Here is a 26,820-nt window from a genome sequence, read left to right on the forward strand (position 1 = left end):
CATAGACCCTGAGGCCTTCCGGCAGCCGGCCGGGGGCGGCGTGTTCCATCGCGTGCCTTATGGCGGGACAGGGCTTCCAACGCGCCGCGGCGGCCGTGGTTTACCGGGGCCTTGCATTGGCATGGTGCCTAGCGCAGCGGAGCGGCCACGCGCAAGGCGCCGCCTCACGCCGAGAGGAAACGGAGGCGCGCTTCCTCCAGCACCAGGCAGGTCAGCGGCCCGCCGGCCACCGCCCCGGTGTCGATGCCGATCCGATTCGCGCGCAGCTCCGGCGCCCGGCTGGCGGTGTGGCCATGCACCACGATGGCCGGCAGCGCCCGCGGCCAGGACAGGAAAGGCTCGCGGATCCAGAGCAGATCCTGGGGTCGCTGGGCGGCGATCGGCTTGCGCGGGTCGATTCCCGCATGGACGAACAGGAAATCGCCGGCCTGCCAGCTCAGCCGCAGCCCTTCCAGGAAGGCGCGGTGGTGGCCGGGCAGCACCGGATGGCCGGTGGAGGGGCCGGAGGCGGCCAGGCCATAGCTGGTCAGCGTCGCGTCGCCGCCATTCCACAGCCAGATATCCTCGGCGACCGAGCCGGGCCCGTCCTGCAGCGCCGCCAGCATCATCGCCTCATGGTTGCCGCGCAGGTCGATGCGCTCGGCCGCCGGCAGCGGCCCCGGGCCGCACAGCGCCTCGATCACCGCGGCGCTGTCCGGGCCGCGATCGACATAGTCGCCCAGATGCACCAGGGCGCAGCGCGCCGCGGGGCGGGCCGCCCAATCCGCGGCGATGGCGGCATGCAGCGCCAGCAGCCGCCCGGCGCAGCCATGCACATCGCCGATCGCATAGACCCTGAGGCCTTCCGGCAGCCGGCCGGGGGCGGCGTGTTCCATCGCGTGCCTTATGGCGGGACAGGGCTTCCAACGCGCCGCGGCGGCCGTGGTTTACCCCTTCTGGCGCCGCGACTGGTAGCGCGCCTGGGCCGCCATCCGCACCCCGGCATTGGGGGCGCCGAATTGCCGGTAGCCGCCGCGCCGCTCGACGATCTCGAAGAAGAAGCGGTCGGCGAAGCTGGTGGTATAGGCATGGGTGAAGACCCCGCCCTCGGCATCCTGGTCGTGCAGCAGGTTCAGCGACCTCAGCTCGTCCAGCCGCGCCGGCTCCAGGCCGAAGCGGGCCTCCAGGTCGTCATAGTAGTTTTCCGGGATCGGCAGCAGCGGCGCGCCGCGGCCGCCGAGCTGGCGCGCCGTGGTCGCCGCATCCTCGGTCAGGAAGGCGATGTGGTGCACGCCGGCGCCGGCGACGGCCGAGACGAAGCGGCCCGTCGCCGTCTCCCGCGCCTCGGAGACGTTCAGCGGCAGGCGCAGCGCCCGGTCCGGCGTGACCATGGCCCGCGACCGCACCAGCCCGCGCGGATCCGGCAGCTCCCACAGCCCTTCCGGCTCCATGCCGAAGACCGACCGGTAGAACAGCACGAAGCCGTCCATCTGCCCCGGCGTCAGCGCCTGCGCCACATGGTCGATGGACAGCAGCCCCGGCCCGGCGGCATCGAGGCCGGGAATGAGATGAAAATCATCCTCCCAGAAGGAGCGCTCGCCCGGGCGGTTCTCCACCAGGCAGACCAGCGAGCCGTCGGGGGCGCGCAGCGACGGGATCGGCCGCTCGCCCTCGCCGCGCGGCTCGTACCAGGTGGAGCAGCGCAGCGCGTCGGCGCGGGCCAGCGTCGCCTCGGCATCGCCCACCGTCAGCGCCATGGCGCAGACCGAGGGGCCGTGCATCTCGAAATGCCCGGCGGCGGCGCTGTCCGGCTCGGCGTTCAGCACCAGGCTGACACCGCCCTGGCGATACAGCTCGACGGCCTTGGAGCGATGCTTGCCGGCCAGGCGGAAGCCCAGCGTGCCGAGGAACTGCGCCAGCTCGCCACGCACCGGCTCGTTGACGGCGAATTCCAGGAATTCGACGCCGCTGCAGGGGGAAACCGGGGGCAGGGCGGTGGCGGCGACGGTCGGCCGCGCCTCGCTCTCCACCAGGATCAGCGAGCGGAGGCCATCGCGGGCCGTCTGCCGCACCGGGGCGGCGCGGAACTCGTCGTTGAAGATTTCCAGCGACAGCGGGCCGGCATAGCCGCTGTCCAGCACGGCGCGGGTGAAGCCGGCGACGTCCAGCTGGCCCTGGCCGGGGAAGTTGCGGAAGTGGCGGCTCCAGTTCAGCACGTCCATGTCCAGCCGCGGCGCATCCGCCAGCTGCACGAAGAAGATCTTCTCACCCGGGACCTGCGCGATTCCCGAAGGGTCGTCGTTGATCGCCAGCGTGTGGAAGCTGTCGACGATCAGGCCGAGCGCCGGATGGTCGGCCCGCTGCACCACGTCCCAGGCCTGGCGCCAGCGGTTGATGTGGCGGCCCCAGGCCAGCGCCTCGAAGCCGACGCGCAGGCCCCGCCGATGCGCCCGCTCGGCCATCTCGTGCAGGTCGGCCGCCGCCCGCGCCGGATCGTCGATCGAGGCCGGCTGCACATTGCTGCAGACCAGCACCAGGTCGGTGCCCAGGGCCTGCATCACGTCGAACTTGCGCTCGGCGCGGTCCATGTTGCGCGCCCGCTGCGGCTCGGGCATCGCCTCGAAGTCGCGGAAGGGCTGGAAGATGGGGATCGTCAGCCCGAGATCGGCCGCAAGCCGCCGGATCTCGGCCGGCGAGCCGTTGAACGTCAAAAGATCGTTCTCGAAGATCTCGACGCCGTCGAAGCCGACCGCCGCCGCCGCCTCCAGCTTGTCCGGCAAATCGCCGCTCAGGCAAACCGTGGCAATGCAGCGGGAACGACCCATCGACGACACCCTCCAAAAGCAAGGCCGGGGAGAAGCATCCCCCCGGGCCCCCTTCTATTTCTATTCCAGGGTGATGCCGCGGGAGCGGATCACCTCGCCCCATTTGGCGCTCTCGGCCGTCAGATAGGCCGGCCAGGCGGCGGTGGCGCCGAATTCCGGGAAGATGGAATTCTGCTTCAGCCGCTCCGTCACCTCAGGCGCCTTCATCGTCGCCTCGGTGGCGGCCGACAGCCGCGCGATCACCTCGGCCGGCGTGCCGGTCGGCGCCAGGATGGCGAATTCGGAGGCGCATTCATAGCCGGGCAGGCCCGCCTCGGCGATGGTCGGCACCTCGGGCACCAGCGGATTGCGCGTGCGGCTGGAGACGCCCAGCACCGTCACCTGCTTGGCGGCGATCAGCGGCAGCGCGGTCACCGCATCGACGAAGGCCATCTCCACCTCGCCGGCGATCAGCGCCTGCACCGCCGGCGCGCCGCCGCGATAGCTGATGTTCTGCACCTCGATGCCGGTCTCGCGCAGGAACAGCTCGGTCGCCAGATGCGCCGACGACCCGGCGCCCGACGAGGCATAGCTCATCTTGCCCGGCCGCGATTTGGCCAGCGCCACGAAGCCCGGGATGTCCTTCACGCCGAGATTGTTGTTGATGCAGAGGAAGATCGGCGTCGTCGCGACCTTGCCGATGCCGGCAAAACCCTTCTCGTCGTCATAGCCGCGGTTGGGGAACAGGTGCCGCGCCATGGCGAAGGTGCTGTTGACGCCGAGCAGCAGCGTGTAGCCATCGGCCCGCGCCCGCGACACCGAGGCATGGCCGATGGTGCCGCTGGCGCCGGGGCGGTTTTCCACCACCACCTGCTGGCCGAGCTCCTTCGACAGTTGCTGCGCCAGGACGCGCGCCACGAAGTCGGTGGAGCCGCCGGGCGCCCAGGCGACGACCAGGGTGATGGGACGGGTGGGGAAGCTCCCCTGGGCATGGGCGGCGCGCGACAGCGCGCTGCCGGTGGCGACCAGGCCGAGCGAGGCAGCCAGGCCCTGCGTCAGGCCACGACGGGTGAAGGTCATTGTTTCCTCCGGTGCTTTGGCACTTGCTTGGACGAATTGCTGTTGAAGCGTACGTACCAGATAGTACATTAGCCCCGCAAGCCCAAAGCCGGCCGCAGCCGGGGCTGGGAAAACGAGGAAACCAGCATGATCGCGCAGCCTGTTCCCGCCAATGATTCAACGCCGCTGGCCGCGCTGCCGCCGGCTTTCCTGGTCGGGCTGATCGGCAGCGGCATCCAGGCCTCGCGCTCGCCGGCGCTGCATGAGCGGGAGGGCGCGGCGCAGGGCCTGCGCTACCTCTACCGCCTGTTCGATCTCGAAGTGCTGAAGCGCGGGCCCGAGGCGCTGCCCGAATTGCTCGCCATGGCCGAGGCGCTGGGCTTCGCCGGCCTCAACGTGACGCATCCCTGCAAGCAGGCCGTGCTGCCGCTGCTGCACGAGGTTTCCGACGATGCCCGGGCGCTGGGCGCGGTCAATACCGTGGTGCTGAAGGATGGCCGCCGTATCGGCCACAACACCGACCATTCCGGCTTCGCCGAGGGTTTTCGACGTGGCCTGCCGGACGCGGCCATGGGCGAGGTGGTGCAGCTGGGCGCCGGCGGGGCGGGGGCGGCCGTCGCCCATGCCGCCATGACGCTGGGCACCGGGCGGCTGACCCTGCTGGACATGGACCCGGCCCGGGCCGAGCATCTGGCCGCGGCGCTGTGCGCGCGCTTCGGCGCCGGCCGCGCCGTGGCCTCGACCGATATCGACGCCGCCATGGCCCGCGCCGACGGGCTGATCCACGCGACGCCGACCGGCATGGCGAAATATCCCGGCCTGCCGCTGCCGGCGGCGTTGCTGCGCCCCGCGCTCTGGGTCGCCGAGGTGGTCTATGTGCCGCTGGAGACCGCCCTGCTGCGCGAGGCCCGCGCCCGCGGCTGCCGCACCGTCGATGGCGGCGGCATGGCGGTGTTCCAGGCGGTCGGCGCCTTTCGCCTGTTCACCGGGCGGGAGCCGGATGCGTCGCGCATGCTGGCGCATTTTCACGGGATGGTGTGAAGGTCTTCAGGGTTTCCTAACGGGTCCCGTGGCACGCAGGGGGTGGAGGGGGCCGGCAGAAACCGGCCCCGCCAAGCGCCTTCGCTTCTTTCCACCTTGCTAAAGGCATCGCTGGAAGCCTCCCCACCGGGTTGAGAGGTTCCCATGCTTCCCGTCTCCGCCGTTTCCAGCCAGCAGGGGCTGGCCGAATTCTGGGCGCAGCTGCGCGCCCGGGCCGAGCAATCAGCCCAGACCGCCGGCAACACCACCACCGACAGCACCGCCGACCCGCCCAGCACGGCGCCCGGCACCGTGGTGGCGCCCGGCGTCGCCAGCCCGGAAGGCTCCACCCGCTACAGCGACGCCACCGAGGCGCTGCTGGTCGCGCTGCAGAGCGAGCCACCGTCGCCACCCGCGGGCCCGCCCCCCGGACCGCCGCCGGGACCACCGCCGGGATCACCGCCGGCCGCCGCCAGCGATGACGAGGAGGACACCGGCGCCATCGCCGCGCTGAAGGCCCTGCTGGAATCGCTGCAGGCCCAGGCCGACGAGGAAGCCGCGGCGGAGGCCGCCGAGGAGGAGGACAGCATCCGCGAGGCCGGCGGCAGCACGCTGCAGGCTGCCCGCGACAGCAACGCCACCCCGCCGGAGGCCAATCCGATCGGCCAGGTGCAGGGGCTGCTGCAGAGCATCGTCGGCCAGCTGCAGGCCGACCGCGCCAGCAACCCGGAGCCCGCGTCAGCGCGGCAGGAGGACCCCGACCGCGGCTTCCGCCAGCGCGAACTCGCCGAGGCCGCCCGCGCCTATGCCGCGCAGCGCGAGGATGGGCCGCGCAGCGAATCGGCCTCGATCTTCGCCTGAGGGCGGTTCAGGCGCTGACGTAGCGCAGCACCGCCTCGGCGATCATCTGTCGCTGGCTGGCGGTGCGCTCGGGGGCAGAGAGGTCGACCCCGAAGATGGCGCCCAGCGTGTGCCGGTTGGCGACGCGGTGGAAGCAGCTGCCATTGACCAGAATATGCAGGTCCAGCGGGTCGATGCCGGGGCGGAACAGGCCGGCCGCCTCGCCGCGCGCCAGCAGGCCGCGCAGCAGGCCGATCACCGCGTCGTTGCGGCCGCGCAGCGTCGGCGAATGCGCGATATGCGCCGCCGCATGGATATTCTCGACCGAGACCAGGCGGACGAATTCCGGATGCTCGGCATGATAGTCGAAGGTGGTCTCCACCAGGCGGCGCAGCGCCTCGTCGGGGGCCAGGTCGTCCAGGCGCAGCCCGGCCTCGGCGGCGCGGATGCCGCCATACATCTCCTCCAGCACGGCGGCGAAGAGCTGCTCCTTGCTGCCGAAGTAGTAGTAGATCATCCGCTTGGTGGTCTGCGTCCGTGCGGCGATCTCGTCGACGCGGCCGCCGGAAAGGCCCTTCTCGGAGAACTCGGCGATGGCGGCATCGAGGATGCCGCGCCGCGTCAGTTCCGCATCGCGCGGCCGCGGCGCTGGTTTCGCCATCTCCATCGCCTGGTGACCTCCCCGTGAACTATCCGGTCCGGCCATAGCATGGGTTGCCGAGGGAAGGGAAAGGAAGGGCAGGGCAAGGTGGGAAGACCGGGGGGAAGAATGAATTCTTCCCCCCGGACCCCTCATCATTCTTTTCTTTCACCGGCCGTGGGAAGACCAGCGCTCGCCGGAGGCGGCACCAGGGCATCACCGTGGGACGCCATTTTTACAATGGCGCAGCCTCGCAGGTCGCGCTGTCGCCGGGCCGTTTCACGTCCTGTCGCCACGTGGAGGCGGCAGCAATTCCAGAAAGAAGAAGGGGTCCAGGGGAATTCATTCCCCTGGCCTGCCTCTGTCTTCTCTTCAGACTTTTTCGATGATCATGGCGATGCCTTGTCCGACACCGATGCACATGGTGACCAGCGCGTAGCGCCCGCCGCGGAGGTGAAGCTCTTCCACCGCCGTCTGCACCAGCCGCGCCCCCGACATGCCCAGCGGATGGCCCAGGGCGATCGCCCCGCCGTTGGGGTTCACGTGCTCGGCGTCGTCGGCCAGGCCGAGGTCGCGGGTCACCGCCAGCGCCTGGGCCGCGAAGGCCTCGTTGAGCTCGATGACGTCCATCTGGCCGAGGCTGAGCCCGGCCTTCTCCAGCACGCGGCGGGTGGCCGGCGCCGGGCCGAAGCCCATGATGCGCGGCGGCACCCCGGCCGTGGCGCTGGCGACGACGCGGGCGCGCGGCGTCAGCCCATGGCGGCGGGCGGCGTCGGCCGAGGCCAGCAGGAGGGCGCAGGCCCCGTCATTGACGCCCGAGGCATTGCCGGCGGTGACCGAGCCGCCTTCCTTGCGGAAGGGCGTGCCCAGCCTGGCGAGCGCCTCCAGCGTGGTGTCGGGGCGCAGGTGCTCGTCCTGCGAGACGATCACCGGCTCGCCCTTGCGGCGCTTGATCTCGACCGGGACGATTTCCCGGGCGAAGCGGCCGCTCTCCTGCGCCTTCTTGGCCCGCTGCTGGCTGCGGTAGGCGAAGGCATCCTGGTCGGCGCGGCTGATCTGGAAGTCGGCGGCGACATTTTCCGCCGTCTCCGGCATCGAATCGACGCCGTATTGCGCCTTCATCAGCGGGTTGACGAAGCGCCAGCCGATGGTGGTGTCGTAGATCTCGGCGACGCGGCCGAAGGCCTCGGCCGACTTGCCCTGGACGAAGGGGGCGCGGGTCATGCTCTCGACGCCGCCGGCCAGCATCAGCTCGGCCTCGCCGGACTTGATGGCCCGCGCGGCGATGCCGGTGGCGTCCATGCCGGAGCCGCACAGCCGGTTCACCGTGCTGCCCGGCACCGTGTCGGGCAGGCCGGACAGCAGGCTGGCCATGCGGGCGACGTTGCGGTTGTCCTCGCCGGCCTGGTTGGCGCAGCCGAAGACGATGTCGTCCAGCGCCGCCCAGTCCAGTTCCGGATGGCGGGCCATCAGGGCGACGATCGGCACGGCGGCCAGGTCGTCGGCCCGCACCGGCGCCAGCCCGCCGGCATAGCGGCCGATGGGCGTGCGGGCGGCGTCGCAGATGAAGGCGTCACGCATCAGGCGGTCTCTCCAGGCTTGGCCATCTGCAGCGGCGCGTCGGTGCGCGCCTGCAGGTTCTCGAAGCTCAGGCCGGGCGCCATTTCCACCACCGCGAAGCCCTGCGCGGTGACGTCGAGCACGGCCAGGTTGGTGTAGATGCGGCGCACCGCGCGCATCGCGGTCAGCGGATAACCGCATTTCTTCACCAGGCGGGGGGCGCCCTCCTTGGTGGTGTGCTCCATCACCACCCAGAGCCGCTTGGCCCCGGCGGCCAGGTCCATGGCGCCGCCGACCGCCGGCGCCGTGTCATTGGCCGAGGTCGCCCAATTGGCGATGTCGCCATTCTCGGCCACCTCGAAGGCGCCGAGCACGCACAGGTCCAGATGCCCGCCGCGGATCATGGCGAAGCTGTCGGCATGGTGCACATAGGCGCCGCCGCGCAGCAGGGTGACCTGCTGCTTGCCGGCATTGATCAGATAGGGGTCGGCATCCTCCGGCGCCGGCGCCGGGCCCATGCCGAGCACGCCATTCTCGGAATGGAACACCACCTCGCGGCTCGAGGGGACATAGTCGGCGACCATGGTCGGGATGCCGATGCCGAGGTTGACGTACCAGCCCTCCGGAATGTCCTGCGCCACGCGGCGGGCCATGTCCTTGCGGGAGAGGGGGGCGAACTGGGTGTCGCTCATGATTCTCGTCTCCTCAGGCGGCGCTGCGGGGCAGCTGGATGACGCGGTCGACGAAGATGCCGGGGGTGGCCACCGCCTCCGGGTCCAGCGTGCCGAGGGGCGCGATCTCGTCCACCTCGACGATGGTCAGCTTGGCGGCCATGGCCATCACCGGGTTGAAGTTCCGGGCGCTGCGGCGATAGGTCAGGTTGCCCCAGCGATCCGCCATATGGGCCTGCACCAGGGCGACATCCCCCGGCAGCGCGGGTTCCAGCACGCACATCGTGCCGCCGAACTCGGCCGTGGGCTTGCCCTCGGTCAGCAGCGTGCCGTAGCCGGTGGGGGTGTAGAAGGCCGGCACCCCGGCGCCGGCGGCGCGCATCCGCTCGGCCAGCGTGCCCTGGGGGACGATCTCCAGCTCCAGCTTGCCGGCCTTGTAGAGGTCCTCGAACACCACCGAGCCGGCGCTGCGCGGGAAGGAGCAGATGATCTTGCGCACCCGCCCCAGCTCCATCAGCCGGGCCAGGCCGACGCGGCCGGTGCCGGCATTGTTGGCGACCACGGTCAGGTCGGTCGCGCCCTGCTCGATCAGCGCGTCGATCAGCGTGTCCGGCTGGCCCACCGAGCCGAAGCCGCCGACCAGCACGGTGGCGCCATCGGGAATGCCCTGCATCGCCTCGGCCATGTCTCGGACGATCTTGTTGATCATACGTTCCTCGCTGTTGTTCTGGGCGCGCCGCGTGGCCGGGCGGCAAGGGTCCTGGAGCCTGCCGGGCAGGCCTGACGGGCCGCATCCGCGACACTAAGTCCGGCTTCGCCCAGGCAGCAACGCCGTGCGCTATCCGCCCTTTTTTGTCAGGCTGCCGCCTTCGCGTGGGGGCGATGGTCCAGGTACTGCACCAGGGGCGCGACCTGAGGGGGCGGGATGGGCGTTGCGCCGGGGCGCCGCACGGCTTCGTGAACATGAACTGTTGTCCAGAAGCCACAATTGCGGCCGATATGCCACAATTCGCCCCGATTTCGGCGTGGAACCCGGGGATGACGGGGCTCCGGATGGTCGCGCCATGCCGGGCACGCCGCGGCAGGGGCGAAACCCAAGCGCAGGCTTGGCGTTGAGCCGCTCTGGAAGCGTGTCGCCGCGGCCCCCGCCCGGGCGCGGCAGGGTGCTTCCGATGGGCGGAAGCCGCCCCCTGCGCTACACTTGCCAGGACGGCTATGGGGAGAAGGCGCCGACTTGCGCCGTGACAGGGGTTCATCAATGGCGTTGAAGGCTTCCGGCGAGCGCTTCCTTCCTGAGGCGCACCACGGTGAGATCGCAGTGGAGCACTATCACCGCTATCTGTTCGCCAGGGAGTTCGCGGCCGGTCGTGACGTGCTGGATATCGCCTGCGGCGAAGGCTATGGCAGCGCCCTGCTGGCCGAGCGCGCCGCCGTCGTCACCGGCATCGACATCGACCAGGCGACCATCCTCGACGCGGCGCGGCGTTACCCCCGGCGCAACCTGACTTTCGTCCAGGGTGACGGCCAGCGCATTCCCCTCGCCGATGCCAGCATCGATCTTGTCGTCAGCTTCGAGACCATCGACCGCCTCGACACGCCGGAGGGCATGCTGGCCGAGCTACGGCGCGTGCTGCGGCCGGGCGGGCTGCTGATCCTGTCGGCCACCGGCGACACGGCCGCGCTGCTGCGCCAGGGCTTCGGCCATGTCGCCCTGGCCGGGCAGCGCGCCGTCTTCGGCTCCGCCCTGTTCTTCGAGCAGCCGGTCGCCGCGACGCTGAGCTTCGAGCGGCAGGGCGAGGGCTTCGCCCAGGGCCCGGGCATGCCCGCCGCCAGCGGCGTCCTGGCCGTCGCCTCCGACGCGCCGCTGCCGCCGCTGTTCAACGGCCTGCTGATCGAGCCCGTCACCGACAGCGAGGCCGTGGTCCAGGCCGAGGCGAAGCTGCGCGCGCGCGAAGGCGAGCTCGACGCCCTGACCGAAAGCGCCGGCGACGCGCAGCGGCAGCTGGCCGCGCTGACCCGCGACGTCGCCCGGCTGCAATCGGCGCTGTCCGAGCAGCGCCGCCTGGCCAGCGCCACCGGCGCCAAGCTGGAAGCCGAGCGGCAGCGGGCGAACGCCATCGAGACCAGCAGCTTCTGGCGCGCCACCGCGCCGCTGCGCGATTTCCTGGAAACGCGCCCCGGGCTGCAGCGCACGCTGCGCCGCGGGCTGCGCGCGCTGTACCACTCGCGCCAGACGCTGCGGCACCACCGCGTCACCCGCCAGCGCCAGGCGAATTTCCAGCCGCTGGTCACGGTGATCGTGCCCAACTTCAACCATGCGCGCTTCCTGCCGCAGCGGCTGGACAGCATCCTGGCCCAGGGCTATCGCAATCTCGAGCTGCTGGTCCTCGACGACGCCTCGACCGACGACAGCGCCGCGGTGATCGAGCGCTACCGCCAGGCGCATCCCGACAAGATCCGCGTGCTGGCCAACGCGCAGAATTCCGGCAATGTCTTCCGCCAGTGGAAGCGCGGCATCGCCGAGGCGCGCGGCGCGCTGATCTGGATCTGCGAGAGCGACGACTTCGCCGAGCCCGATTTCCTGGAGAACCTGGTCCCGGTCTTCCTCGACGAGAGCGTGATGATCGGCTTCGGCCGCATCCAGTTCGCCGACCGCGACGGCAAGCCCTATGCCGGGCTCGACGCCTATCGCGAGCGGGCTGAGCCCGGCATCTGGGGCGCTTCCCTGACCCGCCCGGCGAAAACCTGGTTCGACAATGGCTTCGGCGTCAGCAACATCATTCCCAATGTCGGCGGCTGCCTGATCCGCCGCCAGCCGATCGAGGAGCCGATCTGGCAGGAGGCGACGACCTACCGCATCCTCGGCGACTGGTATCTCTACGCCATGCTGGCGCGCGGCGGCAGCATCGCCTTCGAGCCGCAGGCGGTCAGCTATTTCCGCCAGCACGGCCAGAACACCTCGGTCAGCAGCTTCACCACCGCCGCCTACTACACCGAGCATGAGCGGCTGCTCTGCCTGCTGCGGCAGCGCTGGGGCGTTTCGGACAGCACGGTGCGCCGCTTCTCCGACGGGCTGCGCCGGCAGTTCGAGCATGCCGGGGCGGCGGCCTCTCTCGGCTCGCTGGATCGCGTCTACGACACCGAGAATGTGCTGGCCACGCCGCATGGCGCGCGCCACGTGCTGATGGTGATCCTGGGCTTCTATCTCGGCGGCGGCGAGATCTTCCCGATCCACCTGGCCAACCAGCTGGTGCGCGAAGGCCATATGGTCTCGGTGCTGGCGCTGCAGCCGCATGACTGGAACGACGGCATCCGCGCCCAGCTCGACCACCGCATCCCGGTCTATCAGGGCCGCGCGCTGCGGCGGATGGGCGCGGCGCGCTTCCTGGAGGAGGCCGGCGTCGACATCGTGCATTCGCATTTCGTCGGCGCCGAGCAGCTGTTCTTCGGCGACGGCCACGAGATCCCCGACATCCCCTATGTCGTGACGCTGCACGGCTCCTACGAGGTGAGCAGCGTCAACCCGGACTTCATCCGCAGCGTGGCGCAGCACGTCAGCCACTGGGTCTATCTGACGCGGAAGAACCTGGACCATCTGCAGGTGCTGGGCGCGGCGGAGCGCGGCCGCATCTCCACCTCCTGCATCCCGAACGGCATGCCGCTGGACCCGCGGCCCTTCCCGCAGTCACGCGCCGAGCTCGGCATCGGCGAGGGCGACCTGGTCTTCGCCCTCGTCTCCCGCGCCATGAAGGAGAAGGGCTGGGAGCCGGCGATCCAGGCGCTCGCTTCGGCGCAGAAGCGGCTGGAGCAGCAGGGCAGCCCGCGCCGGCTGCATCTGCTGCTCTGCGGCGCCGGGCCCGAGGCGGACCGGCTGAAGCCGCTCTACGCGGCGATGCCGAACGTGAAGTTCCTCGGCTTCCAGGACTGCATCCACGGCGTCTACCGCCTGTCGGACTGCGCCATCCTGCCGACCCGGTTCCAGGGCGAGAGCTTCCCGCTGACCCTGATCCAGGCGATGCAGGTGGCGCGCCCGGTCATCGCCAGCGATGTCGGCGAGATCGGCCGCATGCTGGTCCGCGACGAGCGCCGCGCCGGGCTGGTGGTGGCGCCCGAGGCCGATGACGCGGCCTTCGCCGCCCTGGTCGCCGAGGCCATGGTCGCCATGGCCGACGATGCGACGCGCGCGGCTTTCGGCCGCGACGCCGCCGCGCTGGGCGAGAGCTTCGGCATGGAGACGGTCTCCGCCGCCTATGGCGCCTGCTACGAGGAGGCGATCGCCCGCCACGGCATGGTGGCGCCGCCCGGCCCGGCCAGCTGGCCGGCGGTGGCCTGACGCCGCAGGGTCAGATCCGCGGCGCCGCGCCGATCAGGGCATAGAGAAAGACCTGGTCGGCCAGGCGCTGGCGCTGCAGCCCGCTGCGCGCCAGCAGGGCCAGCCGCGCCGGCCGCGGCAGATGCGGCAGCACCCGCAGCCGGGCGACCAGGGCGCGGTTTTCCTCCGTCAGCAGGGGTGCTGCCGCCGCCAGCGCGTCGAGATGCGCCGCGAGCGTCGTGGCGAAGCGCGCCGCGCCCCGCTGCAGCGCGCCGCGCGCCCGGCCGAAGACCGAGACCGCGGCGCCGACGCTGTTGCCGCCATGCTGGCGGTAGAGCAGCGCGGGTTCCGAATCGGCCATGATCGCCCCGCCGGCGCCGGCCACCAGCAGGTGGCACCACCAGTCATGCATCGAGGCCGCCGGCATCGGCGGCGCCGCCAGCACCAGCCGCCGCGCCGCCGCGTTCAGCATCACCGTGCAGCCGACGGCGATGTTCTCCACCAACGCGTTGCGCAGGCCGGGGGCGCGGCGGAAGGCCGGCGACAGGCCGATCGGCGTCAGCGCGGCATCGACCAGCTGCTGCCGGGCGCAATACAGCGCCGGGCGGGCCGGGTCCTGGGCCGCGATCCAGGCCCAGGCGCGGGCCAGCTTGTCCGGCAGCCAGACATCGTCCTGGTCGCAGAAGGAAAACGCCGGGGCGTCGTCGGGGGCGGCCGCCAGCAGCCGCATGAAGCTGCCGCCGGGCCCCTGGCGGCCGGCCTCGTCCTGCAGCCGGCGCGCGCCGGGGAAGGCCTGCAGCAGCGCGACGGTGGCATCCGAGGAACCGTCGTCGCGCCACAGCAGCTGCCAGGGCGGCGCGTCGCGCTGGGCGGCCAGGCTGTCCAGCTGGGCGGGCAGGAAGCGGGCGCCGTCATAGGTGGCGAGCAGGATCGGCAGGGGCGTCATCACCGCCAGCAATAGGCGGCGAGGGGGAGGGGCTTCAACCCGGGATGATCCGGCGCAGCGCGGCGGCGGCGTCCAGCAAAGCGGGCAGCAGCCGCTCCTGCACCACCGCGTCGCTGGCCCGCGCCGTCTGCACGCCGATGTTCATCGCCGCGACGCAGCGGCCGCGCTGGTCGCGCACCGGCACGGCCAGCGAGCGCAGCCCGAGCTCCAGCTCCTCTTCCACCAGGGCATAGCCGCGGGCGCGGGCCTCGGCGACGGCGGCGCGGATCGCCGGGCGGGTGGTGCGGGTATGCGCGGTCAGCGCCTCGGGGGTGAGGCTGGCCAGAAGGTGCTCCAGGCTGCCTTCGGGCAGGGCCGAGAGCAGCGCCCGGCCCAGCGCCGTGCAATGCGCCGGCAGCCGGCTGCCGACCGAGAGGCTCACCGACATGATCCGCCGGGTCGAGGCGCGGGCGACATAGACCACCTCGGCCCCGTCCAGGATGGCGGCGGAGCAGCTTTCGCCGGTGGCCTCGCGCACCGCCTCCAGCTGCGGCTGCAGCAGCTCGGGCAGGCTGGCGCTGGACAGCCAGGCGCCGCCGAGGCGCAGCACCCGCGGCGTCAGGCGGAAGCCGCGGCCGTCGCTCTCGGCATAGCCGAGCTCCACCAGGGTCAGCAGGCAGCGCCGCGCGCTGGCCCGCGTCAGGCCGGTGGCGCGGGCGATCTCGGCGATGCTGGCGCGCGGGCGGTCATGGTCGAAGGCCTCGATCACGGCCAGGCCGCGCGACAACCCGCCCAGCAGGTCGCGCGGCTCGGGCTTCTGCGCCGGGTGGCGGTTCATGCCCGCGCCCTCGCCACCTCGGCGGCGACCTGCACCAGCTGGGCGCGCAGCCAGGCATGGCGCGGGTCCTGCTGGTCGCGGCGGTGCCAGGCCATGTAGAGCGGCAGCTGGTCCAGCGGCTCCTCGGCGGCGCCCAGCAGCGGCGGCACCGGCATGCTGGACAGGCCGGCCAGCCCGCCATGCCGCAGCAGCCCCGGCAGGGTGGCCAGCATCTCGCCGCCGCGCAGGAAGGAAAAGATGCCGGTGAAGCCGGGGACGCGCAGCGCGATGTCGCGGGCGATGCCCTCGGCCTCCAGCCGGCGGTCGAATTCCAGCGCCTCGCCCTCCGGATGCAGCACGGTGATGTGGCGGGCGGCCAGGTAGTCGGCGGCGTCGCGCGGCGCCGGGCGGCAGGCCGGGTCGTAGAAGCAGCGGTAGCGGTCGGTCAGCAGCCGCTTCTGCAGGATGTCGGTGCCGGCGGGCGGGATCGGGGTGATGATCAGGTCGCAGCCGCGCTCGCGCAGCAGCGCCGCCGAGGGCGCGCCGGAGGGCACCACCAGCAGGCTGACCGAGGCGACCGCCGCGCGCAGCCGGGCGAAGAAGGCGGGCAGCAGCAGGTCGCGCTGGAAGTCATTGGCGGCGATGGTCAGCGACAGCCGGGCGCTGGCGGGCAGGAAGTCGGCCGGGCGCGCCAGGCCCTGCAGCCCGTCCAGCAGCGCCTGGGCCGGGCCGGCCAGGCTGCGGGCATGCGGCGTGGCGGTGATGCCGCGGCCGGATTTGACGAAAAGCGGGTCGCCCAATAGGCCGCGCAGCCGGATCAGCCCGTGGCTGGCGGCCGACTGGCTGAGGCCGAGCCGTGACGCGGCGCCGGTGACCGAGCCTTCCTCCAGCACCGCCAGGAACAGCCGCAGCGCATGGCCATCCAGCGCCAAAGCATCGATTCCATTCATGCATCATATGCTAGCAACCCGGTTCCTTCATGGAAATGCCGGGCGCAGACTGGCGCCCATGCGGGGCCCCTGCCCGCGGAGGAAACACCATGTCCCACACCACGCTGCCCGCGGGTGGCGGCTCCAATTTCGGCCCCGGATCGGGGGGCGACGTGATCAAGCGCGACCGCTCGCTGCATGCGCCGGCCTTCACCCCCGGCTACAAGACCAGCGTGCTGCGCAGCCCGCGCTTCGCCCTGGTGTCGCTGGAGCCGGGGCCGGGCGAGAATGCCGGCCCGAAGTTCGACGCGAAGATCCTGGCGCCGCTGGAGAACGACCTGATCCGCAACTACGCCAAGAGCGGCGAGGCGGTGGGCGAGCGGATCATCGTCTTCGGCAAGGTGCTGGACGAGACCGGCCGGCCCGTGCGCAACACGCTCATAGAGATCTGGCAGGCCAATGCCGGTGGGCGCTACCGGCACAAGAACGACGCCTATCTCGCCGCGCTGGACCCGAATTTCGGCGGCGCCGGGCGCTGCATGAGCGACGATGACGGCAACTACTTTTTCAGGACGATCCGGCCGGGTCCGTATCCGTGGCGCAACCACGGCAGCGACTGGCGGCCGGCGCATATCCACTTTTCGCTGTTCGGCGACGCCTTCGCGCAAAGGCTGGTCAGCCAGCTGTATTTCGAGGGTGACCCGCTGGTGCCGCTCTGCCCGATCCTGGCCACCCTGCCGGACAAGGACGCGCAGGACCGGCTGGTGGCCAAGCTCGACATGAAGATGAGCGTGCCCTTCGATTCGCTGGCCTATCGCTTCGACATCGTGCTGCGCGGGCGGCGGCAGACCTTCTTCGAGACCAAGCCGGAGGGGCACTGAGCCATGCCGATCGAATATCTGAAAGAGACCCCGTCGCAGACCGGTGGCCCCTACGTCCATATCGGCACCATGCCGGCCTTCGCCGGCCTCGAGATCCGGCAGGACGAGCAGCAGCACGTCATCCCCGGCCCCGGCGAGCGGGTGAAGCTGGTGGGCGTGGTCTGGGACGGCTCCGGCCATCCGGTGCGCGACGCCATGCTGGAGCTGTGGCAGGCCGACAGCGCCGGCCGCCACAACGCGCCTGATTTTTCGGGCTGGGGCCGTGCGGCCGCGTCCTCCGAGACCGGCGAGTGGGAATTCGACACCATCCGCCCGGGCACGGTCGCCTGGCGCGACGGCAAGCCGCAGGCGCCGCATGTCTCGCTGCTGATCTTCGCCCGCGGCATCAACATCCACCTGCACACCCGGCTCTACTTCCCCGAGGACGAAGCGGCGCTGGCCGCCGACCCCGTGCTGCGGGCGGTGGAGCAGACCGGCCGCCGCGCCACCCTGGTGGCTCAGCGGGTCGAAGGGGGCGAGGTGCCCACCTACCGCTTCGACATCCGGCTGCAGGGCGAGGGCGAGACCGTTTTCTTCGATATGTGACCCCGCTTCCGCTAGCCTCTCCCGGAAAACCGGGAGGGGCGAATGGCGCGCAGGACGCAGGTGGGGATCATCGGCTGCGGCCCGGCCGGGCTGTTCCTGGCGCATCTGCTGGCCCGGGCCGGCATCGACAGCCTGATCCTGGAGGCCCGCTCCCGCGACGCCGTGGAGGGCACCATCCGCGCCGGCGTGCTGGAGCATGGCGTGGCGGCGCTGATGCAGGAGCTGGGCCTCGCCGCGCGCATGCTGCGCCAGGCGTCCCGCCACGCAGGCATCACCCTGCAATGGCGCGGCCAGCGGCTGCACCTGGATCTTGCCGCGTTGACCGGCGGCAAGGCGGTCACCGTCTATGCCCAGCACGAGGTGCTGAAGGACCTGGTGGCCGCGCGGCTGGCCGCGGCGCCGGGCTCGATCCTGTTCGACACGCCGGCCCGCGCGGTGGAAGGGATCGAGGGCGCGCAGCCTTCCATCGTCTTCGAGACGCCGGGGGGCAGCGTCGACCGGCTGGACTGCGACTATGTCGTCGCCGCCGACGGCTTCCATGGCATCGGCCGCGGCGCCATCCCCGCCTCGATCCGGCAGGAATACGGGAAGAAGTACCCCTTCGGCTGGCTGGGGGTGCTGGTGGAGGCGCCGCGCTCCTGGCCCGAGCTGATCTATGCCAGCCAGGGCGAGGGTTTTTCCCTGCTCTCGACCCGGTCGGCGACGGTGCAGCGGATGTACCTGCAATGCGACCCGGCCGATCCGGTCGAGGCCTGGGACGATGCCCGCATCTGGCGCGAATTGGATTCCCGGCTGGGGGTGGATAACTGGGAGCTCGCCCGCGGAAAAATCTTCCAGAAATCGGTGATCCCGCTGCGCAGCTTCGTCTGCGCGCCGCTGCGGCATGGACGGCTGTTCCTGGCCGGGGACGCCGCGCATATCGTGCCGCCCACCGGGGCCAAGGGGCTGAACCTGGCGGTGGCCGATGTGCTGGTGCTGTCCCGCGCCCTGGCCCGCGCGGTCCATCGCGGCGAGGCCCAGGGCCTGGAGGCCTATAGCGACACGGCGCTCGCCCGCGTCTGGCAGGCACAGCGCTTCTCCGCCTTCATGACCCGGATGCTGCACCGCGACCCGGGCGAGACGCCCTTCGACACCCGGCTGCGCGAGGCGCAGCTGGAGCAGATCGCGACCTCCCGCGCCGCGGCGACGGCGCTGGCGGAGAATTACGTCGGGCTGCCGTTTCCGGACGAGGAGTAGGGGTTCACGCCCCCACCCGGCTCGGCGCGCTGTCCTCGGCGAGCAGGCGGCGGCGCGGCAGGGTCAGCCAGGCGCGGGCGCCGATGCCCTGCACCGCCTCGATGGTCAGCTCGCCCTCATGGGCGTGCAGCAGCTGGCGGGCGACCATCAGGCCGAGGTTCAGCCCGCGGGTGCCCTGGCCGTCGCTGGCGGCGCCCAGATCCTCCGCGGCCAGGCCCGCGCCCTCGTCCTCGACGGTGATGGCCACCGTCTCGGCGCTGCGGACCAGCTGGAGGACGATCGAATCGCCCTCGCGGGTGTGGCGCACCGCCCGCGTCAGCACCTGCACCAGGGCGCCGCGCAGCGCCCGGGCATCGGCCAGCAGCACGGCGTCGTGCAGCCCCTCGCCCAGGCGGAACTCGCGCCGGCCGGGAGAGAGGGTCAGCGAGACCTGCTCGATCGCCTGGCGCAGCAGCGGGGCGAGCGGCGTGGCGCAGTCCTTGACCACGCGCGGCCCGGCCTGGTGGGCGGCGACGTCGTGCACGTCGGCGGCCAGGCACAGCAGGGCGCGGGCGTGGTTTTCCAGCTGCGGGTCGGGATGCGCGCCGGAGCGGCCCATCAGCGTCAGCCCCAGGCCGCGCAGCTCCTGCGCCACCAGGTTGAACTGGCGGCTGCGGTCGGACAGCTCATGCGCCATGCGGGCGGCACGGGCCTCGGCGCGGCGGCGGCTGAAGGCCTGCCACAGCAGCAGGCCGGCGAGCGGCGCCAGGAACAGGGGGATCGAGAGCCAATAAGACGACATGCGCTCATGCTGCGCGATGTCGCCTAAAACTTCGTAAAGGCCGAACGCAAAACGCGCCGGGCTTCCGCCCGACGCGTTTCAAAACCTGGCATTCCGCCGCGCCGCCCCATCGAGGGCGGCGCAACCGGACAGAATTAGGCGGCGACCGGGGCAGCCGCGGCCTTCTTCTCCTGCGCCTTCTGGATGCGACGCTTCAGCGTCATCGCCTCCGGCGGCAGGTTGCGGTTCGGCGTGCCGAGCAGGAAGGAGTCCAGGCCGCCATTGTGCTCCACGGTCCGGATACCGTTGGTGGAGATGCGGATCTGCACCGAGGTGCCGAGGACGTCGGAGAAGAACGAAGTCTCCTGCAGGTTCGGCAGGAACCGGCGACGGGACTTGTTGTTGGCGTGGCTGACGTTGTTGCCCGTCAGCACGCCCTTGCCGGTGATGCCGCAACGGCGAGCCATGGCGCTACCCTTCAAAAGACGATCGGGGTCGCGGCAGGCCGCGGACCCAATATGAAAAACAGACCGGGCGTATGGCCCGGCGCCTGGGGAGAGTCAAGGATTCGAGCGGCCCGGCCGGCGCCCAGGCCCCGAATTTAGCGGCTTGCCCTCAGGAATTCGGCACCGACTGGCGCATTTCCGCGAGTTCCCCGGATTCGACCGAGGCCAGCGCGCTGCGCAGCACATTGGCGATCGCCTCGTCGCGCATGGTGCGCGCCATCAGCCCGAGCGCGCCGCCGAGCAGGGCAGAGGCCACCGAGATCGGCGCGATGTTCTGCTCCAGCATGTATTCGATGGCCTTGTCGACCACGGAGCCGGCATGGCTGAGGTCTTCGGGGGCCACGCCCTGGGGGTCGAGTTGCATCTGATGCCCTCCTGATACGGTCAGTCACACTCGGGGCTGCACATAGTCAAACCGCGGCCCCGGCAAAAGCCCCCGCCGCGCAGGGCAGCCCCCTCCGCGGCGGGAAAAGCGGGTCAGCCGCGCGGGTCGTGCGCCGGCGGGCGGCCCTCGTCGGCCTCGACCCCGGCGGCGCGGGCGGCGGCCTGGGCGGCGGCGGCAGCCTCGGCGGCGGCGACCGCCTCGGACTGGCGGCGCCACATCTGGGCGTAGAGGCCGCCCTTGGCCATCAGCTCGACATGGCCGCCGCGCTCGGCGATCTGGCCGTCCTGCAGCACGATGATCTCGTCGGCCTCGACCACGGTGGACAGGCGATGCGCGATCACCAGCGTCGTGCGGCCGGTGGAGACCCGCTTGAGGGCCGCCTGGATCTCCTGCTCGGTGCGGGTGTCCAGCGCGCTGGTGGCCTCGTCCAGGATCAGCACGCGCGGATCCTTCAGGATGGTGCGCGCGATCGCCACCCGCTGCTTCTCGCCGCCCGACAGCTTCAGGCCGCGCTCGCCGACCCGGGTCTCGTAGCCCTCCGGCAGCTTCATCACGAAGTCATGCACCTGGGCCAGGCGGGCGGCGGCCTCGACCAGCTCGGGCTCGGCGTCGGGCCGGCCATAGGCGATGTTGTAGCGGATGGTGTCGTTGAACAGGACGGTGTCCTGCGGCACCACGCCCACGGCCTGGCGCAGGCTTTCCTGGGTGATGCCGGCGACCGGCTCGCCATCCAGCAGGATGCGGCCCGATTGCGGGTCGTAGAAGCGGAACAGCAGGCGGGAGATGGTCGACTTGCCGGCCCCCGTCGGCCCGACGATGGCCAGCGTCTTGCCAGCGGGCACGGTGAAGGAGACGCCCTTCAGGATGGTGCGGTCGGGGCGGTAGCCGAAGCGGACATCCTCGAAGACCAGCTCGCCGGGGCCGGCCTTCAGCGGGGTGGCGTCGGGGGCGTCGGCCACCTCCTGCTTCTCCCGCATCAGGGTGAACATTTCTTCCATGTCCACCAGGCCCTGCTTCAGCTCGCGATAGACGAAGCCCAGGAAATTCAGGGGCAAATACAGCTGGATCAGGTAGGTGTTGACCAGGACGAAGTCGCCGACCGACATGCGCCCCGAGGCCACCCCCTGGGCGGCCATCAGCATGACGGCGGTCAGCCCGATGGCGATGATCGCCGCCTGGCCCATGTTCAGGTAGTTCAGCGTCACCTCGGAGCGGGTGTAGGCGTGCTCGTAGCGCGCCAGCGTCGCGTCGTAGCGCCGCTCCTCATGCTTCTCGTTGCCGAAATACTTGACCGTCTCGTAGTTCAGCAGGCTGTCGATGGCCTTGGTGTTGGCCTCCTGGTCCATGGCGTTCATCGCCCGGCGGAAGCGCAGCCGCCAGTCGGTGAAGACCAGGGTGAAGGCGATGTAGAGGCCGATGGTGCCCAGCGTCACCAGGGCGAAGGACAGCTCGAACATGCCCCACAGGATGCCTGCCACCAGCAGGATCTCGATCAGGGTGGGGATGATGTTGAACAGCATGAAGTCGAGCACGAAGTTGATGCCGCGCGTGCCGCGCTCGATCACCCGGCTCATGCCGCCGGTCTGCCGGTCCAGGTGGAACCGCAGCGACAGCGCATGCAGGTGGCGGAACACGTTCAGCGCGATGACGCGCCCGGCCCGGGCCTGCACCTTGGTGAAGATGGCGTCGCGCAGCTCGGCGAGCCAGGAGCTGGTGACCCGCAGCAGGCCATAGGCCAGGATCAGCGCCACGGGTACCGTCACCATGGCGGCTGCCGTGCCGGCCTTGGGGCCCAGCGCGTCGACCGCCCGGGCATAGACGATGGGCACCACCACATTGGCGCCCTTGGCGGCCACCATCAGGATCAGGGCGACGACGACGCGGGCCCGCAGCGCGGTCTGGCCCGGCGGCCACAGATAGGGCGCCAGGGTCAGCAGCGTGGCGAAATGGCCGCGCGGCCGCGCCGGCGCGGCGGGGGAAGCTGTCACAGGGGGGTCGTCTCCAGTTGTCCCGCGTTACATGGCCGGAGTCGCCGGGCGGGAAAACCCCATGGTCATGACAACCCGGCCATGAAGCGGGGCCATGGCGGCCGGCGCGCGCCCCCTTGCCTCGGCGCGGCAGCAGCGCAAGACAGGGGCATGGATGGATTTGCCCGGCATATCGCCGCCTGCAACAACCTGGCCTCGCCGGCCGGATATTTCCCGTTTCGCATCGGCGCCGAGCAGGTGGGCTGGCTCGAGCCCGACCTCGCCCGCTGGCTGGCCTATCGCCCGCGCGATTTCCATTTCGACGCCGAGGGGGTGTCGCTGCCGGCCCGGCTGCGCAGCCGGGCGGCGCGCGAATCGATCCTGGCCGACGCCGCCATCGGCCTGGAGAAGGCCGGCTACCTCAAGCTGCGGGAGGAGCTGTTCGACGTGCGGGCGACCACCGACGGCCCGGTGCTGGCGACGCTGGACCGCGGCGCCATCCCGGCCTTCGGGGTGATCGCGCAGGGGGTGCACCTGAACGGGCTGGTGCGGCGCGCCGACGGGCTGCATCTCTGGCTGGGCAAGCGCTCGCGCGCCAAGGCGGTCGCCCCCGGGGAATGGGACAATATCGTCGCCGGCGGCGCGCCGGCCGGGCTGACCATGGAGGAGACGCTGATCAAGGAGGCCTCCGAGGAGGCCGGGCTGGCGCCGGAGCTGACCGTCCGCGCCCGCCGCGCCAGCGCGCTGTCCTATGTGATGAAGACCGCCGAGGGCATGCGGCGCGACACGCTGCATGTCTTCGACCTGGACCTGCCCGAGGATGTGGTGCCCACCCCGTGTGACGACGAGGTCGAGCGCTTCGAGCTGTGGCCAATCGCCCGCGTCATGGAGCTGGTGCGCGACAGCGACCAGGTGAAGTTCAACGTCAACCTGGTGCTGATCGACCTGTTCCTGCGCGAGGGGCTGATCGACGCCACCACGCCGGAAGGCCGCGCCATGGCGGCCTCCCTGCGGGTCTAGGCGCGACTCAGCTCAGCTCAGCGCAGCGGCGTCGCGGTGACGCCGCCGCTGGGCTGGTAGGCCGGCGGCGGCTGGTAGCCGGGGGCCTGCTGGTAGCTGGGCGACGGCTGCTGCATCTGCTGCGCCGCCGTCGGCGCGTTCTGCGTGCCGTAGCGCAGCAGCGCGCCGCGCAGCGGGTCGGCGCCCGGATTGTGCGCCGCCATGTCCACCACCAGCTGCCGCGCGCTGTAGTCCTGGCCGTAATAGGCGCGGTTGGCGTCGCTGCGGCTGCTGATCAGCGAGCCGTCCAGCGCGATGCCGGCATAGAGGCCGCGGGTCTTGGCGAAGGTGACGATATCGGCGCCGACGGCGGCCGTGGTCGAGCCGGCGATGCCGCCGCCGATGGTGGCCACCGCGATGGAGGCGTCGGCGCCTATCTTGAACTGGCTGTCCATTAGGGCGGAGAGGCCCTTGTCGGTCAGCACCATCATCATGACCATGGCGTCCTGCACGCCGATCTGGAAGCCGATGCTGCCGCTGCCCAGGCTGTAGAAGGCGGGCGACGACCAGGAGCCGGCGCCGTCGCGCGCCAGCATCAGGCAGGAGCCGCCCTGGCCGCCCAGGATGAAGCCGGCGCGGAAGATGCGCGGGCAGACCATGACGGCCCGCGCCCGGCGCAGCAGGGTGATGGCGTCGTTGAAATGCGCCGCGTTGCCGTCGCCGGCGCCGAGCATCTCCTGCACCGCCAGCGTGGAGCGGTCGACCAGCGCCTGCTCCTCGACCTGGGCCGCGGCGGGACGGGCGAAAGCGAGCAGCGCCAGACCCGCCAGGGCCACGCCGCGTGCCAGGCCGCGTGCAGGGACAGGGATCGAGGCAAAGATCGAACGGCGCATGAACTTCCTCCGCCAAGCTGTTGTGGAGACATGAACTCCCGGCCCGCGCAAGGCAAGCCCAACTTGTGCGGAGCGGGGGGCGGAGAGGCCCCGGCGCGCGCCTCGGCGATGAAATGCTGGTGTGGAGCCGCGGGCTACCGGCTCAGCCCACCACGCCCGGCTCCTCGTTGACCGACATCACCCGCCAATGCCCGTCATGGTTCTCCAGCCGGGTGAGGGACAGATTCTTCACCGAGAACTGGAAGGCCTGGTGCGGGTCGAGCTTCAGCGCATGGGCCAGGGCCGCGCGGATCGAGCCGCCATGCGCCACGATCACCACGTCGCCGCCGGCATGGGCCTCGGCCATTTCCTCCAGCGCCGGGCCGATGCGGGCGACCACATCCTCCAGGCTTTCGCCGCCGGGCGGGCGCTCGAAGGCGCCATGCGGCCAGAAGGGATGCGGCGGGTCGCGCAGCAGGCCGGTCAGCGCCTCATGGGTGATGCCCTGCCACTGGCCGAGATGCTGCTCGGCGAAGCGCGGCTCGACGCTCAGCGGCGCCTCGGGATGGCCGGCGGCGAAGATCGCCGCCGCCGTCGCCCGGGTGCGCGACAGATGGGTGTGGAACCAGCGCGCGCCGGCCGGCAGCCGCGCGGCCAGCCAGCGATAGGTCGCGGCCTCCTGCGCCATGGCCAGGGCGCAGACGGCGACATCCATGTCGCCATACATCACGAGGCGCGCCGAGGGCTCGACGAGGGCGTGGCGGATCAGGAAGAAACGGGTCTGGGTCACGACGCCGGCTGTAGCCGGTTTGTTGGCGGGCGGGAATGGCGGCGGGCTCGCGGGCGGGAATGGCGGCTCCGCCGCGGGCCTCCGGCGATCCGGGCTGTCTTTACCGGATCTTCATGCCGCCGCCGCAGACTGGCCGGGCCGGCCGTGCAGGGTGCGATCCGCCCGCGCTGCCGCCATCCGCCCCAGGACGGGGCCGCAGGAGCGCATGATGCCCAACCCGCCGGAAACGCCGCGCACCCCCGCCGAGGCCGCGCCCGACCTCGCCACCCCCGGCGGCGCCGGGGCCTTCGACCTGCAGGGGCTGCTGGGCGGGCAGAGCGGGCTGGCGCCGCATGGGCTGGAGCATCTGGGCATCACCGCGCTGGAGGGGGAGGGGCTGTCGCTGCCGGCCTGGACCGACCATGCCGCCAGCCTGGCCTTCAGCATGCGCCTGCCCGGCTGGCCGGAAACGCCGGAGCCCAATGCCCTGCTGTCGCTGGCCTCGACCATGGCGCTGCGGCTCAGCCTGCACGGCACCGGCGGCATCGGCTTCGACACCAGCGCCATCCTGGGCGATGACGACCCTCCCGCCGAGCCGGACCCCGCCCCCGAGCCGCGCCCGCCCGGAAACGGCCGCTTCTGGTTCGGCTGAGCGGCGGGCGACGGCTATTCGCCCAGGTTGCTGAGCGCGCCGCTGCGCCGCGCCGCCTCGAACTGCCCCAGGAAGACCCGGGCGAAGACCACCAGCCACAGCGCGTCCAGCGCGAAGGCGGCGACCAGGTGGCCGGTATCGACCCGGCCTTCCAGCAGAACGATGCGCATGCCCTCGAAGACATGCGCGGCCGGCAGGGCGCTGGCCACCCATTGCAGCGGCAGCGGCAGGGTCGACATCGGGTAGAAGACGCAGGCGAAGGGCGTCAGGCCGAACAGCACCGACCAGGCCAGCGGCTCGGCCCCCGCGCCATGGCGCAGGATCATGGCGGTGACGCCCAGCGCCACGGCCCAGCCCATCATCATCAGCGCCGCGAAGAACAGCACCACCACCGGCCCCAGCGCGAACAGGCCGAAGCCGTAGAGCAGCCAGGCCAGCAGCACCGCCGGCAGCACGCCGAACAGCATGCGCAGCGTGCTCATGGCGATCAGCCCGGCCACCAGCTCGCGCGGGCGCAGCGGGCTGACGAAAAGATGGCCCAGGTTGCGGCTCCAGACCTCCTCCAGGAAGGAGAGGGCGAACCCCATCTGGCTGCGCAGGGCGACCTCCCACAGCAGCACGCCGCCCAGCAGGATGCCGGCGGCGACGCTGGCGGTGTTCTGCTGCACCCCGGCCAGGTAGGCGGTGACGAAGCCCCAGACCAGCATCTGCAGCACCGGCCAATAGGCCAGCTCCAGCAGCCGCGGCCAGGAGCGGCGGTAGAGCGCCAGGTGCCGGTAGACCAGGCCCCAGACCCGCCGGCCCGCACCGCCCATGCCCGCGCCGCTCACGCCTGCACCCTCCGGTCGCGGGCGATGTCCAGGAAGACATCCTCCAGGCTGTCGCGGCCGAAGCGGCTGACCAGCTCGGCCGGGCTGCCCTCGGCCACCAGCCGGCCCTGCTTGAGCATCAGCACATGGTCGCAGAGGCGCTCGACCTCGGCCATGTTGTGGCTGGCCAGCAGGATCGAGCAGCCGGAGGCGGCGCGGTAGCGTTCCAGCCAGCTGCGCACCCAGTCGCCGGTGTCGGGGTCGAGGCTGGCGGTGGGCTCGTCCAGCAGCAGCAGCTCCGGCCGGTTGATCAGCGATTTGGCCAATGCCACCCGGGTCTTCTGTCCGGCGGAAAGCTGCCCGGCCGGCCGGTCGAGAATGTCTGTCAGCTGCAGCTCTGCCGCCAGCTCGGCGATGCGGGCCTCGGCGCCGCGGACATTGTAGAGATGGGCATAGACCCGCAGGTTCTCCGCCACGCTCAGCTTCGCCGGCAGGGCGACATAGGGCGATGAGAAATTCATCCGGGCCAGGGCCGAGAACCGGTCGCCGGCCATGTCCTGGCCGAGCACGGTGATCCGCCCGGCGCTGGGCACCAGCAGGCCGAGCAGCATGGCGATGCTGGTGCTCTTGCCTGCCCCGTTGCCGCCCAGCAGCCCCCAGGTGCTGCCGCGCGGCTGGGCGAAGCTCAGGCCATCGACCGCCAGGGTGGCGTCGTAGCGCTTGGTCAGGCCCTCGGCCCGGATCACGGCGTCATTCATCCCGGAGCAGAATAGGCGGGAGCGGCGTGGGTTTCCCAGGGGGGCGGGCGCGGCAGCCATGCGGCGGGCCGGCTTGGCCCGGCGC

General features: G+C 71.5%; 26 protein-coding genes. 8 read left to right on the forward strand and 18 right to left on the reverse strand.

Features of this window, described 5'->3' with window-relative positions; genetic code table 11:
- Positions 1-164 precede the first annotated feature (164 nt).
- From GVN67_RS11695 to GVN67_RS11705, 3 genes are all read right to left on the reverse strand, one after another.
- Entirely contained in the window at positions 165-875 is a 711-nt protein-coding gene (locus GVN67_RS11695; protein WP_159996034.1) for a metallophosphoesterase, read from the reverse strand.
- Between the two features lie 51 nt (positions 876-926).
- Positions 927-2,759, reverse strand: coding sequence for a bifunctional sugar phosphate isomerase/epimerase/4-hydroxyphenylpyruvate dioxygenase family protein (locus tag GVN67_RS11700; protein ID WP_304621459.1), 1,833 nt, complete (start codon positions 2,757-2,759; stop codon positions 927-929).
- 105 nt (positions 2,760-2,864) lie between these two features.
- The gene (locus GVN67_RS11705) at positions 2,865-3,863 is read right to left on the reverse strand and encodes a tripartite tricarboxylate transporter substrate binding protein (protein WP_159996038.1); all 999 of its coding nucleotides are present in this window, start codon (positions 3,861-3,863) and stop codon (positions 2,865-2,867) included.
- A 126-nt stretch (positions 3,864-3,989) separates the two neighbouring features.
- Here GVN67_RS11705 and GVN67_RS11710 point away from each other — a divergent pair, with 126 nt between their 5' ends.
- Together GVN67_RS11710 and GVN67_RS11715 are read left to right on the forward strand one after the other, a co-directional pair.
- A complete protein-coding gene (locus tag GVN67_RS11710; protein ID WP_159996040.1) occupies positions 3,990-4,883 on the forward strand; it encodes a shikimate dehydrogenase in 894 nt (297 codons plus the stop codon).
- Positions 4,884-5,027: 144 nt separating this feature from the next.
- Entirely contained in the window at positions 5,028-5,723 is a 696-nt protein-coding gene (locus GVN67_RS11715; RefSeq protein WP_159996042.1) for a hypothetical protein, read from the forward strand.
- Between the two features lie 7 nt (positions 5,724-5,730).
- On the opposite strand, the gene GVN67_RS11720 is transcribed toward GVN67_RS11715, so the two are convergent.
- The 4 genes from GVN67_RS11720 to GVN67_RS11735 all read right to left on the reverse strand — a co-directional run bounded on the left by GVN67_RS11720 (position 5,731) and on the right by GVN67_RS11735 (position 9,282).
- On the reverse strand, positions 5,731-6,363 hold the full coding sequence (locus GVN67_RS11720) for a TetR family transcriptional regulator (protein WP_235035253.1): 633 nt from the start codon (positions 6,361-6,363) through the stop codon (positions 5,731-5,733).
- A gap of 351 nt (positions 6,364-6,714) precedes the next feature.
- Positions 6,715-7,923, reverse strand: coding sequence for a 3-oxoadipyl-CoA thiolase (gene pcaF / locus GVN67_RS11725; protein ID WP_159996046.1), 1,209 nt, complete (start codon positions 7,921-7,923; stop codon positions 6,715-6,717).
- A complete protein-coding gene (locus GVN67_RS11730) occupies positions 7,923-8,594 on the reverse strand; it encodes a 3-oxoacid CoA-transferase subunit B (RefSeq protein ID WP_159996048.1) in 672 nt (223 codons plus the stop codon). The genes pcaF and GVN67_RS11730 overlap by 1 nt, the downstream gene beginning before the upstream one ends.
- A 13-nt stretch (positions 8,595-8,607) precedes the next feature.
- The gene (locus GVN67_RS11735; RefSeq protein WP_159996050.1) at positions 8,608-9,282 is read right to left on the reverse strand and encodes a 3-oxoacid CoA-transferase subunit A; all 675 of its coding nucleotides are present in this window, start codon (positions 9,280-9,282) and stop codon (positions 8,608-8,610) included.
- A gap of 549 nt (positions 9,283-9,831) precedes the next feature.
- Between GVN67_RS11735 and GVN67_RS11740 the strand changes: the two genes are divergently transcribed.
- Positions 9,832-12,906: a glycosyltransferase gene (locus GVN67_RS11740; RefSeq protein ID WP_159996052.1), complete on the forward strand. Its 3,075-nt coding sequence runs from the start codon at positions 9,832-9,834 to the stop codon at positions 12,904-12,906.
- Positions 12,907-12,916: 10 nt separating this feature from the next.
- On the opposite strand, the gene GVN67_RS11745 is transcribed toward GVN67_RS11740, so the two are convergent.
- Genes GVN67_RS11745 through GVN67_RS11755 form a run of 3 tightly spaced genes read right to left on the reverse strand, consistent with a single transcriptional unit; the run spans position 12,917 to position 15,577 of the window.
- A complete protein-coding gene (locus tag GVN67_RS11745; RefSeq protein ID WP_159996054.1) occupies positions 12,917-13,831 on the reverse strand; it encodes a glycosyltransferase in 915 nt (304 codons plus the stop codon).
- A gap of 34 nt (positions 13,832-13,865) precedes the next feature.
- Positions 13,866-14,648, reverse strand: a complete 783-nt coding sequence (locus GVN67_RS11750) for an IclR family transcriptional regulator C-terminal domain-containing protein (RefSeq protein WP_159996056.1) — start codon at positions 14,646-14,648, stop codon at positions 13,866-13,868.
- Positions 14,645-15,577, reverse strand: a complete 933-nt coding sequence (locus GVN67_RS11755) for a LysR family transcriptional regulator (protein ID WP_159996058.1) — start codon at positions 15,575-15,577, stop codon at positions 14,645-14,647. The genes GVN67_RS11750 and GVN67_RS11755 overlap by 4 nt, the downstream gene beginning before the upstream one ends.
- A 104-nt stretch (positions 15,578-15,681) precedes the next feature.
- On the opposite strand from GVN67_RS11755, the gene pcaH reads away from it, so the two are divergent.
- Genes pcaH through GVN67_RS11770 form a run of 3 tightly spaced genes read left to right on the forward strand, consistent with a single transcriptional unit; the run spans position 15,682 to position 18,258 of the window.
- A complete protein-coding gene (gene pcaH, locus GVN67_RS11760) occupies positions 15,682-16,437 on the forward strand; it encodes a protocatechuate 3,4-dioxygenase subunit beta (RefSeq protein WP_408906353.1) in 756 nt (251 codons plus the stop codon).
- A gap of 3 nt (positions 16,438-16,440) precedes the next feature.
- Positions 16,441-17,022 (forward strand): protocatechuate 3,4-dioxygenase subunit alpha, encoded by a 582-nt coding sequence (pcaG, locus tag GVN67_RS11765; RefSeq protein ID WP_159996062.1) that lies wholly within the window; start codon positions 16,441-16,443, stop codon positions 17,020-17,022.
- A 42-nt stretch (positions 17,023-17,064) separates the two neighbouring features.
- A complete protein-coding gene (locus GVN67_RS11770; RefSeq protein WP_159996064.1) occupies positions 17,065-18,258 on the forward strand; it encodes a 4-hydroxybenzoate 3-monooxygenase in 1,194 nt (397 codons plus the stop codon).
- 4 nt (positions 18,259-18,262) lie between these two features.
- Here the strand turns inward: GVN67_RS11770 and GVN67_RS11775 are convergent, their stop codons facing one another.
- The 4 genes from GVN67_RS11775 to GVN67_RS11790 form a co-directional block, all read right to left on the reverse strand.
- Positions 18,263-19,039: a sensor histidine kinase KdpD gene (locus GVN67_RS11775; protein WP_159996066.1), complete on the reverse strand. Its 777-nt coding sequence runs from the start codon at positions 19,037-19,039 to the stop codon at positions 18,263-18,265.
- A gap of 134 nt (positions 19,040-19,173) precedes the next feature.
- Positions 19,174-19,485, reverse strand: a complete 312-nt coding sequence (gene rpmB / locus GVN67_RS11780) for a 50S ribosomal protein L28 (RefSeq protein ID WP_159996068.1) — start codon at positions 19,483-19,485, stop codon at positions 19,174-19,176.
- Positions 19,486-19,633: 148 nt separating this feature from the next.
- The gene (locus tag GVN67_RS11785) at positions 19,634-19,888 is read right to left on the reverse strand and encodes a hypothetical protein (protein WP_159996070.1); all 255 of its coding nucleotides are present in this window, start codon (positions 19,886-19,888) and stop codon (positions 19,634-19,636) included.
- Positions 19,889-20,001: 113 nt separating this feature from the next.
- A complete protein-coding gene (locus GVN67_RS11790) occupies positions 20,002-21,897 on the reverse strand; it encodes an ABC transporter ATP-binding protein/permease (protein WP_159996072.1) in 1,896 nt (631 codons plus the stop codon).
- A gap of 150 nt (positions 21,898-22,047) precedes the next feature.
- Between GVN67_RS11790 and GVN67_RS11795 the strand changes: the two genes are divergently transcribed.
- Complete coding sequence (locus tag GVN67_RS11795) at positions 22,048-22,896, forward strand: NUDIX hydrolase family protein (protein ID WP_159996074.1); 849 nt, start codon at positions 22,048-22,050, stop codon at positions 22,894-22,896.
- Between the two features lie 17 nt (positions 22,897-22,913).
- Here GVN67_RS11795 and GVN67_RS11800 read toward each other — a convergent pair whose 3' ends face one another.
- Together GVN67_RS11800 and GVN67_RS11805 are read right to left on the reverse strand one after the other, a co-directional pair.
- Entirely contained in the window at positions 22,914-23,768 is an 855-nt protein-coding gene (locus GVN67_RS11800; RefSeq protein WP_159996076.1) for a lipid-binding SYLF domain-containing protein, read from the reverse strand.
- A 142-nt stretch (positions 23,769-23,910) separates the two neighbouring features.
- Positions 23,911-24,537, reverse strand: coding sequence for a histidine phosphatase family protein (locus tag GVN67_RS11805; protein WP_159996078.1), 627 nt, complete (start codon positions 24,535-24,537; stop codon positions 23,911-23,913).
- Positions 24,538-24,745: 208 nt separating this feature from the next.
- On the opposite strand from GVN67_RS11805, the gene GVN67_RS11810 reads away from it, so the two are divergent.
- Entirely contained in the window at positions 24,746-25,168 is a 423-nt protein-coding gene (locus tag GVN67_RS11810; protein WP_159996080.1) for a hypothetical protein, read from the forward strand.
- A gap of 14 nt (positions 25,169-25,182) precedes the next feature.
- On the opposite strand, the gene GVN67_RS11815 is transcribed toward GVN67_RS11810, so the two are convergent.
- Positions 25,183-25,983, reverse strand: a complete 801-nt coding sequence (locus tag GVN67_RS11815; protein ID WP_159996104.1) for an ABC transporter permease — start codon at positions 25,981-25,983, stop codon at positions 25,183-25,185.
- 11 nt (positions 25,984-25,994) lie between these two features.
- Positions 25,995-26,735: an ABC transporter ATP-binding protein gene (locus GVN67_RS11820; protein WP_159996082.1), complete on the reverse strand. Its 741-nt coding sequence runs from the start codon at positions 26,733-26,735 to the stop codon at positions 25,995-25,997.
- Positions 26,736-26,820: the final 85 nt, after the last annotated feature.

It is taken from the genome of Roseomonas sp. 18066 (assembly GCF_902706185.1).
Lineage (GTDB): Bacteria > Pseudomonadota > Alphaproteobacteria > Acetobacterales > Acetobacteraceae > Pseudoroseomonas.

Coding starts and splice junctions, on each gene's coding strand:
- GVN67_RS11730 (WP_159996048.1), bottom strand. CDS start 8,594: ATGAGCGACACCCAGTTCGCCCCCCTCTCCCGCAAGGACATGGCCCGC.
- GVN67_RS11715 (WP_159996042.1), top strand. CDS start 5,028: ATGCTTCCCGTCTCCGCCGTTTCCAGCCAGCAGGGGCTGGCCGAATTC.
- GVN67_RS11770 (WP_159996064.1), top strand. CDS start 17,065: ATGGCGCGCAGGACGCAGGTGGGGATCATCGGCTGCGGCCCGGCCGGG.
- GVN67_RS11795 (WP_159996074.1), top strand. CDS start 22,048: ATGGATGGATTTGCCCGGCATATCGCCGCCTGCAACAACCTGGCCTCG.
- GVN67_RS11755 (WP_159996058.1), bottom strand. CDS start 15,577: ATGAATGGAATCGATGCTTTGGCGCTGGATGGCCATGCGCTGCGGCTG.
- GVN67_RS11710 (WP_159996040.1), top strand. CDS start 3,990: ATGATCGCGCAGCCTGTTCCCGCCAATGATTCAACGCCGCTGGCCGCG.
- GVN67_RS11820 (WP_159996082.1), bottom strand. CDS start 26,735: ATGAATGACGCCGTGATCCGGGCCGAGGGCCTGACCAAGCGCTACGAC.
- GVN67_RS11785 (WP_159996070.1), bottom strand. CDS start 19,888: ATGCAACTCGACCCCCAGGGCGTGGCCCCCGAAGACCTCAGCCATGCC.
- GVN67_RS11750 (WP_159996056.1), bottom strand. CDS start 14,648: ATGAACCGCCACCCGGCGCAGAAGCCCGAGCCGCGCGACCTGCTGGGC.
- GVN67_RS11815 (WP_159996104.1), bottom strand. CDS start 25,983: ATGGGCGGTGCGGGCCGGCGGGTCTGGGGCCTGGTCTACCGGCACCTG.
- GVN67_RS11740 (WP_159996052.1), top strand. CDS start 9,832: ATGGCGTTGAAGGCTTCCGGCGAGCGCTTCCTTCCTGAGGCGCACCAC.
- rpmB (WP_159996068.1), bottom strand. CDS start 19,485: ATGGCTCGCCGTTGCGGCATCACCGGCAAGGGCGTGCTGACGGGCAAC.
- GVN67_RS11775 (WP_159996066.1), bottom strand. CDS start 19,039: ATGTCGTCTTATTGGCTCTCGATCCCCCTGTTCCTGGCGCCGCTCGCC.
- GVN67_RS11705 (WP_159996038.1), bottom strand. CDS start 3,863: ATGACCTTCACCCGTCGTGGCCTGACGCAGGGCCTGGCTGCCTCGCTC.
- GVN67_RS11810 (WP_159996080.1), top strand. CDS start 24,746: ATGCCCAACCCGCCGGAAACGCCGCGCACCCCCGCCGAGGCCGCGCCC.
- GVN67_RS11735 (WP_159996050.1), bottom strand. CDS start 9,282: ATGATCAACAAGATCGTCCGAGACATGGCCGAGGCGATGCAGGGCATT.
- GVN67_RS11695 (WP_159996034.1), bottom strand. CDS start 875: ATGGAACACGCCGCCCCCGGCCGGCTGCCGGAAGGCCTCAGGGTCTAT.
- GVN67_RS11745 (WP_159996054.1), bottom strand. CDS start 13,831: ATGACGCCCCTGCCGATCCTGCTCGCCACCTATGACGGCGCCCGCTTC.
- pcaF (WP_159996046.1), bottom strand. CDS start 7,923: ATGCGTGACGCCTTCATCTGCGACGCCGCCCGCACGCCCATCGGCCGC.
- GVN67_RS11720 (WP_235035253.1), bottom strand. CDS start 6,363: ATGGCGAAACCAGCGCCGCGGCCGCGCGATGCGGAACTGACGCGGCGC.
- GVN67_RS11800 (WP_159996076.1), bottom strand. CDS start 23,768: ATGCGCCGTTCGATCTTTGCCTCGATCCCTGTCCCTGCACGCGGCCTG.
- pcaG (WP_159996062.1), top strand. CDS start 16,441: ATGCCGATCGAATATCTGAAAGAGACCCCGTCGCAGACCGGTGGCCCC.